Raw genomic sequence first — 15,168 nt, forward strand, 5'->3', positions numbered from 1 at the left:
GGACGTCTTCTCGTCTCGTCATGTTCGTTCGATCAGAAGGATTAATCCCCGGGCTCCCTGTGTATTGGTTATGAGCCAGGACGACGTGCCGGCGTCCCTCCAGACGGCAGCGGACTCGGATCGGCCGCGGGGCATTCTCACCCCCTCCGATCGCGACTTCCTGCTCGGCCGGAAAACCGACTACACCGATCACTCGAAGAAGCAAAAGCGCAATCGGATCCGGCGCCGAGTGCGAAACGCGATTCTCGACTTCAGCATACTCTTTGCCTACATGGAAGAACGTGACCGCGAGACGGTGTTCGATCCCGACGCCGAGGACCGCGACGCCTACACCCAGGGAATCACCGACGTGCTCGCGTTTCTCCACCTCGGGACGATGGGCTATCACACGCCGTTCAAGGACATGCTCTCGGAGGGCGTCGGCAAGGCCGAACAGCGACTGGCCGGGTCGAACTACCGGATGGTCAACGTCGAGTTCAACGTCGAGCCGGTCGGGCAGATCGACGTCGACGCGGTGATCGAGAAACTCGAGAACGAGGAGTTCGCTCAGCTCACTGACGAGGAACTGCGCGCGTTCGTCCGACTGTTGACGATGTCCGAGGGATTCTCGCCCGAGACGGCCCGCGAGGAGATCAAGGATCGCGTCGACGAGTTCGCCGAGCGGGTGGCCGAGAGCGCCGAGGCTCGAGAGCGGACGCTCGAGGAACTGACGAACTGACGAACTGGCGAGTTGACAAATTGGCGAACTGACAAATTGGCGAACTGACGGTCGACAGCGGCCGCTGGCTAGTCCGGATCCCACTCTACCTACACCCGACCGACGAACAGTCGGGTATTCGGTTCATTGTTTCCCACAGCGCTGCTATCTGCGAATAGGCAATTCCTGATCTGAATAGCATTTCTGGGAGATCCGTGGCAAAAATATTCTCGAGTCGATGGCCGCTCGAGCGACCGTCAAATAAACGCAATCTGTAGATAGTTTACGAGAGTGAGAAACACTTATTGTTTACGACGTAAATGGTAGCGGTATGCCAACACGAAGCATGGCAAAATGTGGGTGGAGGCTCAGTCAATCAGTGAGCTGTCGCTCGGTTCGGGGGGTGAGTCGGGATGAGTGACGCCGAGAAGGGGGCAATCGCTCAGTTCCGGGAGGAGATCGACCCCATCGTCTTCGCGTTCGGGGCGTTGCTAACCGTCGGCGTAATCGCGGCGTTCTTCATCAGCCCCACAACCGTCGAGGAAGGGATCGGGTCGCTAAACGATTCGATGCTCGGCGCGTTCAACTGGGCACTGCTGGTGATCGTGTTCCTGATCGTGGTCTTCCTCCTGTTCCTGATCGTCGGACCGTGGGGGAGGATCAAACTCGGTGACGAGGACCCCGAGTACAGCTTCCTGTCGTTCTTCGCGATGTTGTACTCGGCCGGCTTCGCTGCGGGTGTCGTGTTCTGGGGGCCGACCGAGGGACTGTTCTACTACGATAGTCCCTCGCCGCTGTTCAACGTCGAGGGTGGGACGGCCGAAGCGATCCCCATTGCGATCCAGCAGACGCTGTTCCACTGGGCGTTGCCCCAGCTGGCCGTGTTTACGATCATGGGGATCGCGATCGGGTACTTCGCGTACAACTACGACGCGGTTCCGCTTCGCGTATCCTCGGCGCTGACACCGATTCTCGGGAAGGAGAATCTCGACGGACCGACGGCCAAGGTCATCGACATCCTCGCCGTCTTCGCGACGATCGGCGGCGTGGCGACCTCGCTGGGATTCATCGGTAGCCAGTTCGTCACTGGCCTCGACTACCAGTGGGGGATCAGTATGGGGAACATCGGGATCCTCGCCGTCGTGACGGTGATGACGCTGCTGTTTACGGTCTCGATGGTTCTCGGTGTCGACAAGGGGATCCGACGCCTCTCGAACTTCAACATGGTCCTGTTCGTCGTGCTCATGCTCGCGACGTTCATCGTCGGGCCGACGCTGTTCCTGGTATTGCTCGGCTCCCAGGCCCTCGGCGGCATGATTACCGACTTCGTCTCGATGAGTCTCTTCACCGGCGCTGGTCCGATGGGCAACGGTGATCCGGCAGCCACCGAGTGGATGAACACCTGGACCGTCTTCTACTGGGCGTGGGCGCTGTCGTGGTCCCCGTTCGCGGGACTGTTCATCGCCCGCATCTCCAAGGGACGGACCGTCCGCGAGGTCGCCTTCACCGGCATCGTCGCGACGTCAGCGGCGACTATCCCGTGGTTCACGTTCGTCGGCGGCACTGCGGTGTGGGCACAGCACAACGGCGTCGCCGACTTCAGCGAGGTGTTAGCCCCCGAGGCTCCAGGTCCGGAGGTTTCCGGCTTCATTCTCTTCGAAGCGTTGCAGTTCACGATCGACTTGAGCGCCGTCGGACTCGGCACGTACGCGGTCCCGGTGGGCGGGGTCCTGATCTACATGTTCTTGATACTCGTGACGACGTTCTTCGTCACGTCTGCAGACTCCTCGACGCTGGCCGTCTCCATGATGACGACCGGCGGGAAGGCCAAGCCGTCGACCATCAACCGGGTCTTCTGGGGCGTCGTCCTCGGAATGACCGCCGCAATCCTGATGATCCTTGGCGGCAGCGGCAGCGCGAACACGCTCCAGCAGGCGGCGATCATCACCGGTACTCCCTTCGCGTTCGTCTGCTTCCTCGCGATGCTCGCACTGATCAAGGACTTTGGCTCGAACTACGGTCGCGTGTTACTGCAGGACGAGACCGTCCTCATCGGCTCGAGTAAGCCATCGGAAACCGATTCACCGCCGACTGGTCCCGGCGGGCCCGTCGAATCCGACGACGACTGAGGCGCCACCCTCCTCCCACCCTGCTGATTGCCATCTCGTTTAGCTCCTGTGTCGATGTTCTCCCACACGGTAGATCGACGGCCACAATCGATCCGTTCCCTGCTATCCTATAACAAGTTTTAATGTACGAGGTACACATAATCTGTGTATGGATAGGGACACCGCGGAACCCGATGCGGACGTGCTTCCGGGTCCGAACGCCCAGCGGTGGGTCGACTTCCATCAGGCGCACTCCGCGCCCAGCGAGTACTCCCACGAGTTCGTCTGGGACATCACGCGCGAGGCCGACGGCCCGTTCGTCACGGACGTCGACGGGAACGTTCTGCTCGATTTCACCTGCCACATCGGCGCTGCGCCCCTCGGATACAACAACGAGAAGATCCTCGAGCCACTCGAGGCGTTCGACCTCGTCGAGCCGATGAAAATCGCCGGCCAGGACCTCTACTTCGGCGCCGGACCGACCCCCGAGGAGTCGGCAGTGCCGGGCTCGAGTCACCTCATGGAGAAGTTGGTCGACATCTCGAGCCAGTACGGGATGGACACGGTGTTCCTCTCGAACTCCGGCGCGGAGGCGATGGAGAACGCGATGAAGATCACGAACGATCACCGCGCCCCGGCGAAGTACGGCATCGCCTTCGCCGGCAGCTTTCACGGTCGCACCCTGGGGACCCTCTCGATCACGAAGTCCAAAGAGGTGTACACGCGTCACTACCCCCAGATCAGCGGGATCGAGACGGTGCCGTTCTGTGCCGACCGCGGCTGTGACGCCGACAGTTGCGACTGCGGCTTCTTCGCCGGCGGCGACTCGCAGCTCCGCAGTATGCTCGCGCCCGAAGGCGGCCACATCGACCCCTCCGAGATTGCCTTCCTCGCCCTCGAGCCCATCCAGGGCGTCGGCGGCTATCGCTTCCCCAGCGAGGCGTTCATGCAGGAGGTCGCGGACGTCACCGACGAGTACGACATCCCCCTGGTCGTCGACGAGATCCAGGCCGGTGTCGGTCGCACCGGCGAGATCTGGGCCTCGGATCACTACCCGATCGAACCCGACGTCATCGCGAGCGCGAAGGGACTTCGCGTGGGCGCGACGGTCTCGCGTTCGGAGGTCTTCCCCGACGAGAAGAACCGGCTCGGCTCGACCTTCGGCGGCGGCGACCTGCTCGGCTCGATGATGGGCGCGTTCACGCTCGAGGCCATCCAGGAGCACGACCTGCTCGCGAACGCCCGCGAGCGCGGCGAGCAGGCGAAAGAACTCCTGCGCGACGACGCTCCGGCGTACGTCGAGGACGTCCGCGGCAAGGGACTGATGCTGGCCGTCGAGTTCGATACCCCCGAGCGCCGGACCGCCGTGGTCGAGGCTGCCCTCGAGCGCGGCCTCCTGACCCTCGGCTGTGGCAAGAAGACGATCCGGCTGCTCCCGCCGCTCGACTCGAGCGAGCGCGAGATCGAACTGGGTATCGGTATTTTCCTCGAGGCGATCGAGGCGGTCGGACCGAACGCGAAAGTGGCGTAATCCGTTTCTGATTCTAGTTCTGACGCTGCGACTCGAGACCGGTATTCGGGCCGCTGCACGTACTGGTCGGACCGTTCACGTGCGATAGTGCGTCCCGAAACTGCGCGAGGGATGAGTGAGCGACTGTACGGAGCGAACGAATCGGCTGGGGAGGACGTGGAATCCTTAGCTGCCAGGAAGACGCACTGCTCCGTCACGACGGCCGTACCGTGCCGTCACCACTCCTCGATCGTGGCCACTAGGATTTCCACACCCTCCCCAGCCGATTCGCTCACTCGCGCCATTCGAACCGCGACGAAGTCGCGGTTCAGCGCGCCAAGAGTGGGCTCGAGAGAGCTATTCGAAGGAACAACTCGAGGGGGCTATTCGAAGGAACGCTCGAGGGGGCTATTCGAAGGAACGCTCGACGACGGACACTCCCTCGAGCGAATCTAGCTTCTCGAGCACCCCTTCGAGGTGCTCCCGCCCGCTTCCCTCGAGGCCAACGGTCACCGGAACCCGATTCGGCTCGTCGACGGGACCGCGTCGCGCGCGCTCGAGGACGTCCAGTTCGGCGCCCTCGGACTCGACGGTCTCCGCGACGTCTCCGACGACCAAGGGCCACCCGTCGATGGCCAGTCGTGCCTCAACGTAGCGCCCGAGTTCGTGGAGGCCGGTCCGCGTCAGTTCGGCGTGTTCGGTGAGGCCGACGTTGCCCCCGGAGACGATCACGCCGACGTGTGCTCCCTCGAGGTCCACCGCCGTTTCCTCGGAAATGGCGGCCGCCAGTGGTGTCGCACCTGCACCTTCGACCACCGTCCTCGCGCGTTCGGCCAGCAACGTCACCGCGGCGGCAATCTCCCGGTCGGTGACGCTGACCACGTCGTCGACGACCTCCCGGGCGATGGCGAAAGTGGTCTCCAGCATCCGGGTATCGGCGATTCCCTCCGCGACGGTGTCGACGGTCTCGAGTTCCCGAATCTCGCCCGTCTCGAGCGAGGGTTTCGCGTGAGCGGCCCCCTCTGGCTGGACCCCGATCACGCGGATCTCGGGATCGTGGGCCTTCAGCACCGTCCCGATGCCCGAAATCAGCCCGCCGCCGCCGATGGCGACGAGGACGGTGTCGAGGTCGGAATACTGCTCGAGCAACTCGAGGCCGATCGTTCCCTGCCCGGCGACGATCTCCTCGTCGTTGAAGGGGTGGACGAACGTCTCGCCGGTCTCGTCGACCCGTTCGAGGGCGTACTCGTACGATCGCTCGTAGATGTCGCCCTCGACGACCACCTCGGCGCCGTAGCCGCGGGTGGCCTCGATCTTCGCCGCAGGGGTCACCTCGGGGACGACGATGGTCGTCTCGATGCCGAGCAACTGGCCGGCCAGCGCCACGCCCTGGGCGTGATTTCCCGCGCTCGAGGAGACGACCCCCGCTTCTCGCTCCGCGTCGGAGAGCTGGGCCATCTCGTTGTACGCGCCGCGAATCTTGAACGAGCCCGTTCGCTGTGCGTTCTCGAGTTTGAGTCCGACCGACGCCGCGCCACTCATCTCGGCGAAGGTTCGCGACGTGTCGAGAGGCGTGCGGTGGACGACGTCGTCGATGCGCTCCCGGGCCGCTTCGACGTCCTCGAGGGTAACGCGGCTCTCGCTCATGCCTCGCTCTCGTCGTCGCGACGAGACACCGGGTGCCGTCGCTCGAGCTCACGAATCGTCTCGACGAGCACGTCCACGCCGTGGACGAGACTCCGCTCGTCCACGTCGAACGTGGGCGTGTGGTGACTTGTCGGATGATCGGTGCCGACGATGAGGTACGACGCGAGTCCCCCTTCCTCCTGGACGCGCTCCATCAGGAAGGTCGCGTCCTCGCTCGCGCCGAAGTCAGCCGAGGGGAGCACGTGCTCGACGCCCGCCACGTCGGCTGCGACCTCGCTCACGAGCGCCTGTAGTTCGGGGTCGCTGTCGGCCCGCGGCGACTCGCTGACGATGTCGACGTCCGCTCGACAGCCGTGAAGCGTCGCCGCCGACTTTATCGTTCGCTCGAGTCGCTCCTTCACGTACTCCATCAGCGCCGTGGTCTCGCCGCGGGCTTCAGCGACTATGTGGGCCCGTTCGGCGATGACGTTGCTCGCGGTTCCCGCCTCCGCACGACCGACGTTCACGCGGGTCATCCCGTCGCTGTGGCGGGGGATCCCGTAGGCGTTCTCGATCGCCGTGGCCATGGCGTGTAAGGCGTTGTCCCCCTCGTTGGGTGCCTTTCCCGCGTGTGCGGAGGTCCCCTCGATCGTCGCGTCGACGTGGCACATCGCCAGGGGTTTCTCGATGCCCGCGACGACCTCTCCCGTCGGGTGGTCGAGGCCGACGTGAATCGCGAGCAGGTAGTCGAGATCCGCCGCGAACTTGCTCTTCGCCATCGGACACCCGCCGCCGCCGGTCTCCTCGGCTGGCTGGAAGAAGACGACCAGTCGCCCGGCGAAGTCGCTTTCTACGATCGCCTCGAGCGTGGCCAGCCCCCAGGTCATGTGGGCGTCGTGGCCGCAGGCGTGCATCGTGCCGTCGACTGCCGACCGAAAGCCCTCGGCGGCCGGTTCGTGATCCGCGTCGGTCGATTCCTCGATGAACAGGCCGTCGATGTCGACTCGAAGCCCGATGGCCGGCCCGTCGCCTCGATTGAGGACCGCGACGGCACCGGTAGTGCCCCCCGTCATTCGCTCGAGGAGGTCCTCGCGAACACCGGCTTCACGCGCCCCTTCGAGCCAGGGCTCCAGTTCCTCGTCGTCGGGAACGGCCATTCGGTCGGCGGGGTCGTACGCGTCCGCTCCGACGGCGAGTTCGTCGACGTCGAGGGATTCGAGTTCGTCGACGAGCCGAGCGGTCGTCTGAAACTCACACCAGGCCGGTTCTGGGTGGCGGTGAAAACGGCAACGGAGGGGGACGAGTCGGTCCCGTATTGACTCGGTCATGCGAGACGCTGACGCGGCCCACGCACTTAATTATACACAATCAGTGTTAACGTCGGGTACACAAAAAGGATAAGGAAACGTGTGACAATCGTAGCGTACGAACGTTTCAGGGACGGTGGGCCGTCGCTGTGACGGAGATGATCCACATGAGCACGAATCCAGACGTCGTCGTTCTCCGGGAGGGAACGGAAGGCCTGTCGATGGAATCGTACGCCGAAACGCTTCGCGAGCGCCTCCCCGAACGCACCGTCGAACTCGCTCGTACGCCGGCGGCCGAGCGCGAACTCGTTTCGCAGGCGCGAGTGGTGACCGGAATCACGATCGAGGAGGCCATGCTCGAGCACGCCGAGCGCCTCGAGTTGTTCGCGTGTACGTTCGCCGGGACCGACCACGTCCCGATGGACGCGCTGGCCGACCGCGGCGTCGCCGTGACCAACGCTGGCGGCATCCACGCACCCGGAATCGCCGAGCAGTCCATCGCCAACATGCTCGTCTTCGCTCGAAACCTCCACGAAGGGTGGCGCCGCAAGCAAAATGGCGAGTGGCGCCACTTCCAGTCCCACGAGTTCACCGACAGCACCGTGACGGTCGTCGGCCTCGGGTCGATCGGCCAGCAGATCGTCACAAGGCTCGAGGGCTTCGACGTCGAGACGATCGGCATCCGGTACACGCCGTCGAAAGGTGGCCCGACCGACGAGGTCCTCGGATTCGAGGCGGACGACGTGCACGAGGCGTTCTCGCGCAGCGACTACGTCGTCCTGGCGTGCCCGCTCAACGACACGACCCGCGGCCTCGTCGGCGAGGCGGAACTGGCGACGCTCCCCCCGAACGCCGTCGTCGTCAACGCCGCTCGAGGGGGGCTCATCGACACCGAGGCGCTCGTTTCGGCACTGCAGTTCAACGGCATCCGGGGGGCCGCTCTCGACGTCACCGACCCCGAGCCACTGCCCGGCGATCACCCGCTGTGGGACCTCGAGAACTGCCTCATCACGCCCCATACGGGCGGCCACACGCCGAAACATTGGGACCGGCTGGCCGACATCGTCGCACACAACGTCCGCGCGCTGGAGTCGGGCGATGCCCTCGAGAACGCCGTCCTCGAGCCGACGTCGAGGTGACCGACGATGGCTACCGACGACTCGGCGTCCACGACCGATCGGGCCGACCGGACGGGGGCACCGGACTCTATGGGTGCGCCAGATTCGGACCGATCCGATTCGTCCGCGGACCGGGGAGCCGACCCCGCGGTGGATTCCCGGGCGAATTACGACTACGTCGGCGGGACCATCGATCGACCGGCTCTGGTCTCAGATCTGGACGCCCGAATCGACGGCGAGGTGCGATTCGACGAGTACACCCGCCAACTGTACGCGACCGACGCGAGCGCGTACGAACGGACGCCCGTTGGCGTGGTTCTGCCGCGGTCGACGGCGGACGTTTCGAGCGTCGTCGGCTACTGCGCCGACAACGGCATCCCCGTCTTGCCGCGCGGCGCCGGCACGAGCCTCGCCGGCCAGGCGGTCAACGAGGCCGTCGTCCTCGACTTCACGGCGCACATGGACGCAGTCGGCACGATCGACCCCGACGAACGACGGGCGACCGTCCAGGCGGGGGCCGTTCTCGCCGACCTGAACGCGGCCCTCGAGCCCTACGACCTGAAGTTCGCGCCCGACCCCGCCGCCGGCAACCGCAGCACGGTCGGCGGCGCCATCGGGAACAACTCGACGGGCGCCCACTCGCTGCAGTACGGCAAGACCGACGCCTACGTCGAGTCGTGCGAGGTCGTCCTCGCCGACGGCTCCGTCGAGCGCTTCGGTGAGGTGACGGTCGCCGAAATCCGAAACGCGGCCGATCCGGACGGCGACCTGCTCGAGCGCATCTACGAGGCGTTGCGCCGCGTGATCGACGAGGAAGCAGGCGCGATCGGCGAGGCCTTCCCGCAACTGAAGCGCAACGTCTCGGGGTACAACCTGGACCGCCTGGTCGCGGAGGCCTACGGGAAACCGGGCGCGTTCGACGAGCGTGGCGACGGCCCGCTCGTGATCGACGGCGAACCCGACCCCGACGCGACGGTCAACCTCGCCCGGGTGCTCGCCGGCAGCGAAGGGACCCTCGGCGTCGTGACGGAAGCGACGGTCTCGCTCGAGCCCGTGCCCGAGACCACGTCCGTGGCGCTGTTGACCTACCACGACCTGCTCGAGGCGATGGCCGACGTCGATACGATCGTCCGCAACCACGATCCGGCGGCGATCGAGGCGATCGACGACGTGCTGATCGACCTCGCCGAGCGAACCGAGGAGTTCGCGGCCGTCGCCGAACGACTCCCCGCGGGCACCGAGACCGCCTTGCTCGTCGAGTTCTACGCCGAGACCGACGACGACGGCCGCGAACAAGTCGCGGAGTTGCTGGCCGACCGGCTGCCGGACGCGGACGTTCCGGATCTGGGGGCCGACGAAGCGGATTCGGAAGACGGGGACACCACGGCCAACCCGGAGCACGACCCCGTCCGGGCCTTCGACGCCATCGAAGCTCACGACCCGGAAGGGATCGCCGAACTCTGGAAGCTCCGCAAGAGCGCGGCCCCGATCCTCCTCTCGCGAACGTCCGACGCGAAGCACATCTCGTTCATCGAGGACACGGCCGTCCCGACCGAGAACCTGGCGGCCTACGTCGCGGACTTCCAGGACGTTCTGGAGGAGTACGACACGTTCGCCAGCTTCTACGCTCATGCGGGGCCGGGCTGTATGCACATGCGTCCGCTCGTCGACACCAAGAGCTCGTCCGGGCTCGAGGCGTTCGAGTCGCTCGCCGACGACGTCACCGACCTCGTCGTCGAGTACGGCGGCTCGGTGTCGGGCGAACACGGCGACGGCCGCGCCCGCACGCAGTGGAACCACAAGCTCTACGGCGACGACGTGTGGGACCTCTTTCGCGACCTGAAGACGGCGTTCGACCCCGACTGGCTGCTCAACCCCGGGACCGTCTGTGGCGACCACGACATGACCGAACACCTCCGGTTCGACCCCGACTACGCGTTCGACCCGGGGCTCGAGCCGAGCCTGAACTGGGACAACGAGAACGGCTTCCAGGGGATGGTCGACCTCTGTCACGGCTGTGCCGGCTGTCGGAGCGGCCAGGAGACGACCGGCGGCGTGATGTGTCCGACGTTCCGCGCGGCCGAAGAAGAGAGCCTCAGCACCCGTGGCCGGGCGAACGCGCTCCGGGGGGCGATGAGCGGCGAACTCGACGCCGACACGACCGACGAGGAGTTCCTGGCCGAAATCGTGGACCTCTGTATCGGCTGTAAGGGCTGTAAACGCGACTGTCCGAGCGAGGTGGATGTGGCGAAGCTCAAAGCCGAGGTTGAACACGCCGCCCACCAGCGAAACGGCTCGTCCCTCCGGGACCGCCTCTTCGCGAACGTCGACCGGCTCAATGCCGTCGGCTCCGCGCTCGCCCCCCTGTCGAACGCGATGACCTCGCTTCCCGGATCCGGCGTTCTCGCCGAGAAAACGGTCGGAATCGCCCGCGAGCGCGACCTCCCGACGTTCTCGAGCCGGAGCTTCGAGGACTGGTTCGCCGCGCGCGGCCCCCGAGTTTCACTCGAGGCGGCGGACCGGAAAGTGCTCCTCTTCCCGGATACCTACACGAACTACAATCACCCGCGGGCCGGCAAGGCGGCGGTACAGGTCCTCGAGACGGCCGGCGTTCACGTCCGACTTCCTGACGGAACGACCTCGACCGGACGTCCGGCCCACTCGAAGGGCTTTCTGGACCTGTCTCGCGAACGAGCCCGGACCAACGTCGATGCACTGACGCCGTTCCTCGAGGACGGGTGGGAGGTCGTCCTGGTCGAACCCTCCGACGTGGTCATGCTCCAGTCGGATTATCTGGACCTGTTGTCGGGTCCGGACGTGGAACGACTCGCGAGGAACACCTACGGCGTCTGCGAATACCTCGATCGGTTCGACCTGGCCGGCGAACTGCCGGCCGACGGGGCCGGTGAGCGCCTGACCTACCACGGCCACTGCCACCAGAAGGCGACGAAGAAGGACGGTCACGCCGCGACCGTCCTCGAGACCGTCGGCTACGCAGTCGACGCGCTGGACTCGGGCTGTTGCGGGATGGCCGGTTCGTTCGGCTACGAGGCCGAACACTACTCGCTCAGCCGGGCCATCGGCGAGATCCTGTTCGACCAGGTCGACGCGAGTGACGGAGATCGGGTCGTTGCCCCTGGCGCGTCCTGTCGGACGCAGCTATCGGATTACGACGGGTGTACGGATCCGCCCCACCCGATCGAGGCGGTTGCGGCGGCGCTCGCGGAGCGATCGTGAGGTCAGTCGTCGGTCTTCGATTTTCTGGCCGCGAGCGGATCAGACCCTCGCTCGAGCGGCCACTGGTGGCCGACCGCCATCGAACTCCACAATCGGGACGGTCGCACCACCTTTCTCGAGAACGTCGGTCGAGTCCGATGACGGCTACGCCCCGAGTTCCGCACGTCGTTCTAGGGAAAGCCATTCGCCATTGAGCGGAAAAATACGTGGGGTAGGAAGCATACAAGCATACATCCCGTATTGATAATACGTCAGATACGCTTTTACCGATATGGCTCGTTTGTTCGCATATGTCGATCGATATCGACGAGTTCGAGGACCGCTCGCCCGCGGAACTCGAGGAGCCGAGTAACGCCGAACGAGTGCTCCGGTTCCTCTTCGAAAACAGCGACAAGGCGTGGAAGGCATCGACTATCGCTGAACGAGCGGACGTCAACGAAAACTCGATCTCGGCGGCCCTCAACCGACTGAAGGAACGGGACCTCGTCCGGCACAAGGGGTCGTACTGGGCCATTACGGACGACACGGAACGGCTTCGTCGTGCCCATCAGTTCCATCGGACAGTTCAGCGGTTCGACGAACTCTACGGCGAAGAGGATCGCGACGAGTGGATCGAAGCGAGTGACCGAGCGAGCGACTGACGTACGATCGAGGAACGATCGTCATCGCAGAGGATCCGTTCAAGGGCGAGGACGCCAGCCGACCGTGGCTGCTCATCGGCACGGACGAGACGCCGTTTTTCGGCGACCAGTTTATCGCCGTCACGCTCTCGACGAAAACGTGGTACGACGAGCGCGTCCAGATTGACGGCGACGATATCATCGATGGTGGTCTCCCGAAAGATAGTTCGATCCTCCCGTGGCGGTCGCATCGATCGACGTGACTCGAATCGACCGTGAGCTCGGGACGCTCGACGAGAAACTCGTCGACGAGGTCGTCAGACAGCTCGGTTCGTACATCGGTCTGGAGCAGCGCTGACCACTGACCCCGATCGAATTTCCCTTCGTCGTGGGGGTGATAGCGTCTGCCGAGCAACGTGACGTCCGAATACGGAGACGAAGCGAGCGTCAGTGACGTCGATCCGTTCCGGAACGTCGAGAGACTGATCAGCCGATAGCCACGGGAGACTCACGGCCAGAGTCCGTGAGGCGCTTCTCCGTCGCGATCCCTATCGGTCGTTCCTCGTCCGGGGACGAGTCCTCACCGTCGTCTCGAGAGCGACGTTCGCGGCTCGAATGTGCAACGGGTCGGAGTGCAATCAGGTGGTAAACAGTCGCCGTGGGAAGTCGGCCAGCGTCTCCGCGCCGGTCCCCGTCACGCGGAACGTCTCGCTGATCTCCATCCCAATTTCCTCCGTCCAGATGCCGGGGATCATGTGGAAGGTCATGTTCTCCTCGAGGATGGTCTCGTCGCCCGGGCGAATGCTCGCGGTGTGTTCGCCCCAATCCGGCGGGTAGCCGACCCCCATCGAGTAGCCGATTCGGTCCTCCTTTTCGAGGCCGTACTGGGCGATCGTATCGCGCCAGGCCTTCTCGACGGCCTCGCAGGTGACCCCCGGCTCGACGGCGTCGAGGGCCGCCTCAATCCCCTCGACCACAATGTCTGCGGTTCGCTCGAGTTCCGCGGGCGGATCGCCGACGAACGTCGTCCGGGCCAGCGGCGAGTGATAGCGGTGACGACATCCCGATAGCTCGATGATGACGGGGTCGCCGTCCTCGAACGGGCGGTCGGTCCACGTGAGGTGTGGGGTACCAGTGTGGTCGCCCGAAGGCATCAGCGGGACGATTGCCGGATAGTCGCCGCCGTACGCGTCGGTGCCGGTGATCAGTGCGTCGTAAATTGCGGCCGCGGCTTCGTACTCGGGGACGCCTTCCGAGATCGCGTCGAGGCCCGCCTGCATCGCGTTCTCCGAGATGCGAGCGGCCTCGCGCATGTACTCGAGTTCCTGCTCGGACTTCTTGACCCGTACCCAGCCGACTAGGAGCGTCGCGTCGTCGAATTCGGCTGCCGGGAGGTTTTCCTGGAGTCGCGTGTACGATTTCGCGGTGAAGTAGGATGCGTCCATCTCGAGGCCGATTCGGCCGTCTGCGACCTCGAGGTCCTCGAGGACGCCCGCGACGTAGTCCATCGGGTGGAGGTCGTACGGCGAGTGGACGTGGTCGTCGCTGTACGCCCGGATACTCTCCTCGGAGAGGGTAGTGGTCGTCCGGGCGCCGTTGGCGTCCATCTCGCGCCCGACCCAGACCGGCTCGTCGCGGTCGGCCGTGACGACGACGGCCTGGTGGACGTAGAACGACCAGCCGTCGTAGCCGGTGAGGTAGTTCATGTTGGCCGGGTCGGTGACGACGATGGCGTCGAGTTCCTCCTCGCGCAACCGTGCTTTCGCTCGCTCGACCCGACGCTCGTACTCGCGTTCGTCGAAGACATCTTGAGACATGGTAGCAGGCCCTACGGTGGTGGTCCACCAGGAATACTAAAAGTTTTTCGTGTACAATGACTACAGATACTGTTTACTTTCGTCCCCGATCGCCCTGCCGTCGAATCCGACCAGTTGCTCATGCCTACCCTTTACCCGTTTCGCGCCCTACGTCACCCTAGATGACAGCCGCGTTCGAACTGGTCGACCTCGAGGAAGCGGACACCCCCGGTGACGAGTGGGAGGAGATCGACGTCACCGACACGGAAGCCGACCGCATCGCCCGCAAGCGTGACCGCGAGTTCGAGCAGTTCGAGGAACGCATCAAGGACGCTGACCAGTTCAAAGTCGAACAGTCGGTGTTCGACGACGCCACCTTCGCCGCGCTGTACAAACTCGTCCAGGATGGCCACGTCGAGGCCTTCGGTGGCCCCATCTCGACCGGCAAGGAAGCCAACGTCTACCATGCCCTCGGTGACGACCGAGAGGTCGCCGTGAAAATCTACCGGATCAACGCCTCGAACTTCCGCCAGATGCGCGACTACCTCGAGGGCGACCCCCGATTCGAGGGACTGGGCGGCAAGAAGAAGGACGTCGTCCTCGCCTGGGTCCGCAAAGAACTGGCCAATCTCGAGCGCGCTCGCGCCGCCGGTGTTCGCGTCCCGGAACCAATCGCAGCCGAACGAAACGTCCTCGTGATGGAGTACCTCGGAAACGACGCGGACGGTCGAGCGAAGCGCCTCGGCGAGGTCCACGTCGAGAACCCGCAGACGGCCTACGAGGTGATTCGGGAGTACATGCGTCGACTCTACTCGGCCGGCCTGATTCACGGCGACCTGAGCGAGTACAACGTCATCGTCCACGAGAATCAACTCATCGTCATCGACCTCGGACAAGCCGTCACCGTCCACCACCCCAACAGTCGGGGCTTCCTCGAACGCGACTGCCACAACGTCGCCTCGTTCTTCCGGCGACAGGGCCTCGAGGTAACCGACGACGAGGTTCTCGAGTTCGTCACCCAGCCTGAACCGGACCCGACTCGATCCTGATACGGTGGAAATTAGGTGTTATATCCAACCGTATTTTTAACGTCTTCAGATAAAAATGAAATTCTAATTTCGATAGTATAATTTAAATACATCAATGCCC

The 15,168-nt window shown here is 64.5% G+C and carries 10 protein-coding genes; 7 read left to right on the forward strand and 3 right to left on the reverse strand.

The window, feature by feature from the left end; genetic code table 11:
- Positions 1 to 70 precede the first annotated feature (70 nt).
- The 3 genes from ACFQS4_RS02870 to ACFQS4_RS02880 all read left to right on the forward strand — a co-directional run bounded on the left by ACFQS4_RS02870 (position 71) and on the right by ACFQS4_RS02880 (position 4,336).
- Entirely contained in the window at positions 71 to 718 is a 648-nt protein-coding gene (locus tag ACFQS4_RS02870; RefSeq protein WP_254158985.1) for a DUF8102 family protein, read from the forward strand.
- A 392-nt stretch (positions 719 to 1,110) separates the two neighbouring features.
- A complete protein-coding gene (locus ACFQS4_RS02875) occupies positions 1,111 to 2,826 on the forward strand; it encodes a BCCT family transporter (protein WP_497902204.1) in 1,716 nt (571 codons plus the stop codon).
- Positions 2,827 to 2,974: 148 nt separating this feature from the next.
- On the forward strand, positions 2,975 to 4,336 hold the full coding sequence (locus ACFQS4_RS02880) for an aminotransferase class III-fold pyridoxal phosphate-dependent enzyme (protein WP_497902205.1): 1,362 nt from the start codon (positions 2,975 to 2,977) through the stop codon (positions 4,334 to 4,336).
- A gap of 387 nt (positions 4,337 to 4,723) precedes the next feature.
- Here the strand turns inward: ACFQS4_RS02880 and ilvA are convergent, their stop codons facing one another.
- Positions 4,724 to 5,962, reverse strand: a complete 1,239-nt coding sequence (ilvA, locus tag ACFQS4_RS02885) for a threonine ammonia-lyase (protein WP_497902206.1) — start codon at positions 5,960 to 5,962, stop codon at positions 4,724 to 4,726.
- Positions 5,959 to 7,269, reverse strand: coding sequence for an amidohydrolase (locus ACFQS4_RS02890; protein ID WP_497902207.1), 1,311 nt, complete (start codon positions 7,267 to 7,269; stop codon positions 5,959 to 5,961). Before ACFQS4_RS02890 ends, ilvA begins: the two co-directional genes overlap by 4 nt.
- Positions 7,270 to 7,415: 146 nt before the next feature.
- Here ACFQS4_RS02890 and ACFQS4_RS02895 point away from each other — a divergent pair, with 146 nt between their 5' ends.
- From ACFQS4_RS02895 to ACFQS4_RS02905, 3 genes are all read left to right on the forward strand, one after another.
- On the forward strand, positions 7,416 to 8,387 hold the full coding sequence (locus ACFQS4_RS02895) for an NAD(P)-dependent oxidoreductase (protein WP_497902208.1): 972 nt from the start codon (positions 7,416 to 7,418) through the stop codon (positions 8,385 to 8,387).
- A gap of 6 nt (positions 8,388 to 8,393) precedes the next feature.
- The gene (locus ACFQS4_RS02900; protein WP_497902209.1) at positions 8,394 to 11,603 is read left to right on the forward strand and encodes an FAD-binding and (Fe-S)-binding domain-containing protein; all 3,210 of its coding nucleotides are present in this window, start codon (positions 8,394 to 8,396) and stop codon (positions 11,601 to 11,603) included.
- Between the two features lie 290 nt (positions 11,604 to 11,893).
- The gene (locus tag ACFQS4_RS02905) at positions 11,894 to 12,244 is read left to right on the forward strand and encodes a helix-turn-helix domain-containing protein (RefSeq protein WP_497902210.1); all 351 of its coding nucleotides are present in this window, start codon (positions 11,894 to 11,896) and stop codon (positions 12,242 to 12,244) included.
- Positions 12,245 to 12,861: 617 nt separating this feature from the next.
- On the opposite strand, the gene ACFQS4_RS02910 is transcribed toward ACFQS4_RS02905, so the two are convergent.
- A complete protein-coding gene (locus ACFQS4_RS02910) occupies positions 12,862 to 14,040 on the reverse strand; it encodes a M24 family metallopeptidase (RefSeq protein WP_497902211.1) in 1,179 nt (392 codons plus the stop codon).
- Positions 14,041 to 14,201: 161 nt separating this feature from the next.
- On the opposite strand from ACFQS4_RS02910, the gene rio1 reads away from it, so the two are divergent.
- Entirely contained in the window at positions 14,202 to 15,068 is an 867-nt protein-coding gene (gene rio1 / locus ACFQS4_RS02915; RefSeq protein WP_497902212.1) for a serine/threonine-protein kinase Rio1, read from the forward strand.
- The last annotated feature ends 100 nt before the right edge of the window (positions 15,069 to 15,168 follow it).

Source organism: Saliphagus sp. GCM10025317 (genome assembly GCF_042663665.1).
Classification (GTDB): Archaea; Halobacteriota; Halobacteria; order Halobacteriales; family Natrialbaceae; genus Natronosalvus.

Excerpts from the sequence above, each read along its gene's own strand:
- ACFQS4_RS02870 (WP_254158985.1), top strand. The coding sequence starts at position 71 with ATGAGCCAGGACGACGTGCCGGCGTCCCTCCAGACGGCAGCGGACTCG.
- ACFQS4_RS02875 (WP_497902204.1), top strand. The coding sequence starts at position 1,111 with ATGAGTGACGCCGAGAAGGGGGCAATCGCTCAGTTCCGGGAGGAGATC.
- ACFQS4_RS02880 (WP_497902205.1), top strand. The coding sequence starts at position 2,975 with ATGGATAGGGACACCGCGGAACCCGATGCGGACGTGCTTCCGGGTCCG.
- ilvA (WP_497902206.1), bottom strand. The coding sequence starts at position 5,962 with ATGAGCGAGAGCCGCGTTACCCTCGAGGACGTCGAAGCGGCCCGGGAG.
- ACFQS4_RS02890 (WP_497902207.1), bottom strand. The coding sequence starts at position 7,269 with ATGACCGAGTCAATACGGGACCGACTCGTCCCCCTCCGTTGCCGTTTT.
- ACFQS4_RS02895 (WP_497902208.1), top strand. The coding sequence starts at position 7,416 with ATGAGCACGAATCCAGACGTCGTCGTTCTCCGGGAGGGAACGGAAGGC.
- ACFQS4_RS02900 (WP_497902209.1), top strand. The coding sequence starts at position 8,394 with ATGGCTACCGACGACTCGGCGTCCACGACCGATCGGGCCGACCGGACG.
- ACFQS4_RS02905 (WP_497902210.1), top strand. The coding sequence starts at position 11,894 with ATGTCGATCGATATCGACGAGTTCGAGGACCGCTCGCCCGCGGAACTC.
- ACFQS4_RS02910 (WP_497902211.1), bottom strand. The coding sequence starts at position 14,040 with ATGTCTCAAGATGTCTTCGACGAACGCGAGTACGAGCGTCGGGTCGAG.
- rio1 (WP_497902212.1), top strand. The coding sequence starts at position 14,202 with ATGACAGCCGCGTTCGAACTGGTCGACCTCGAGGAAGCGGACACCCCC.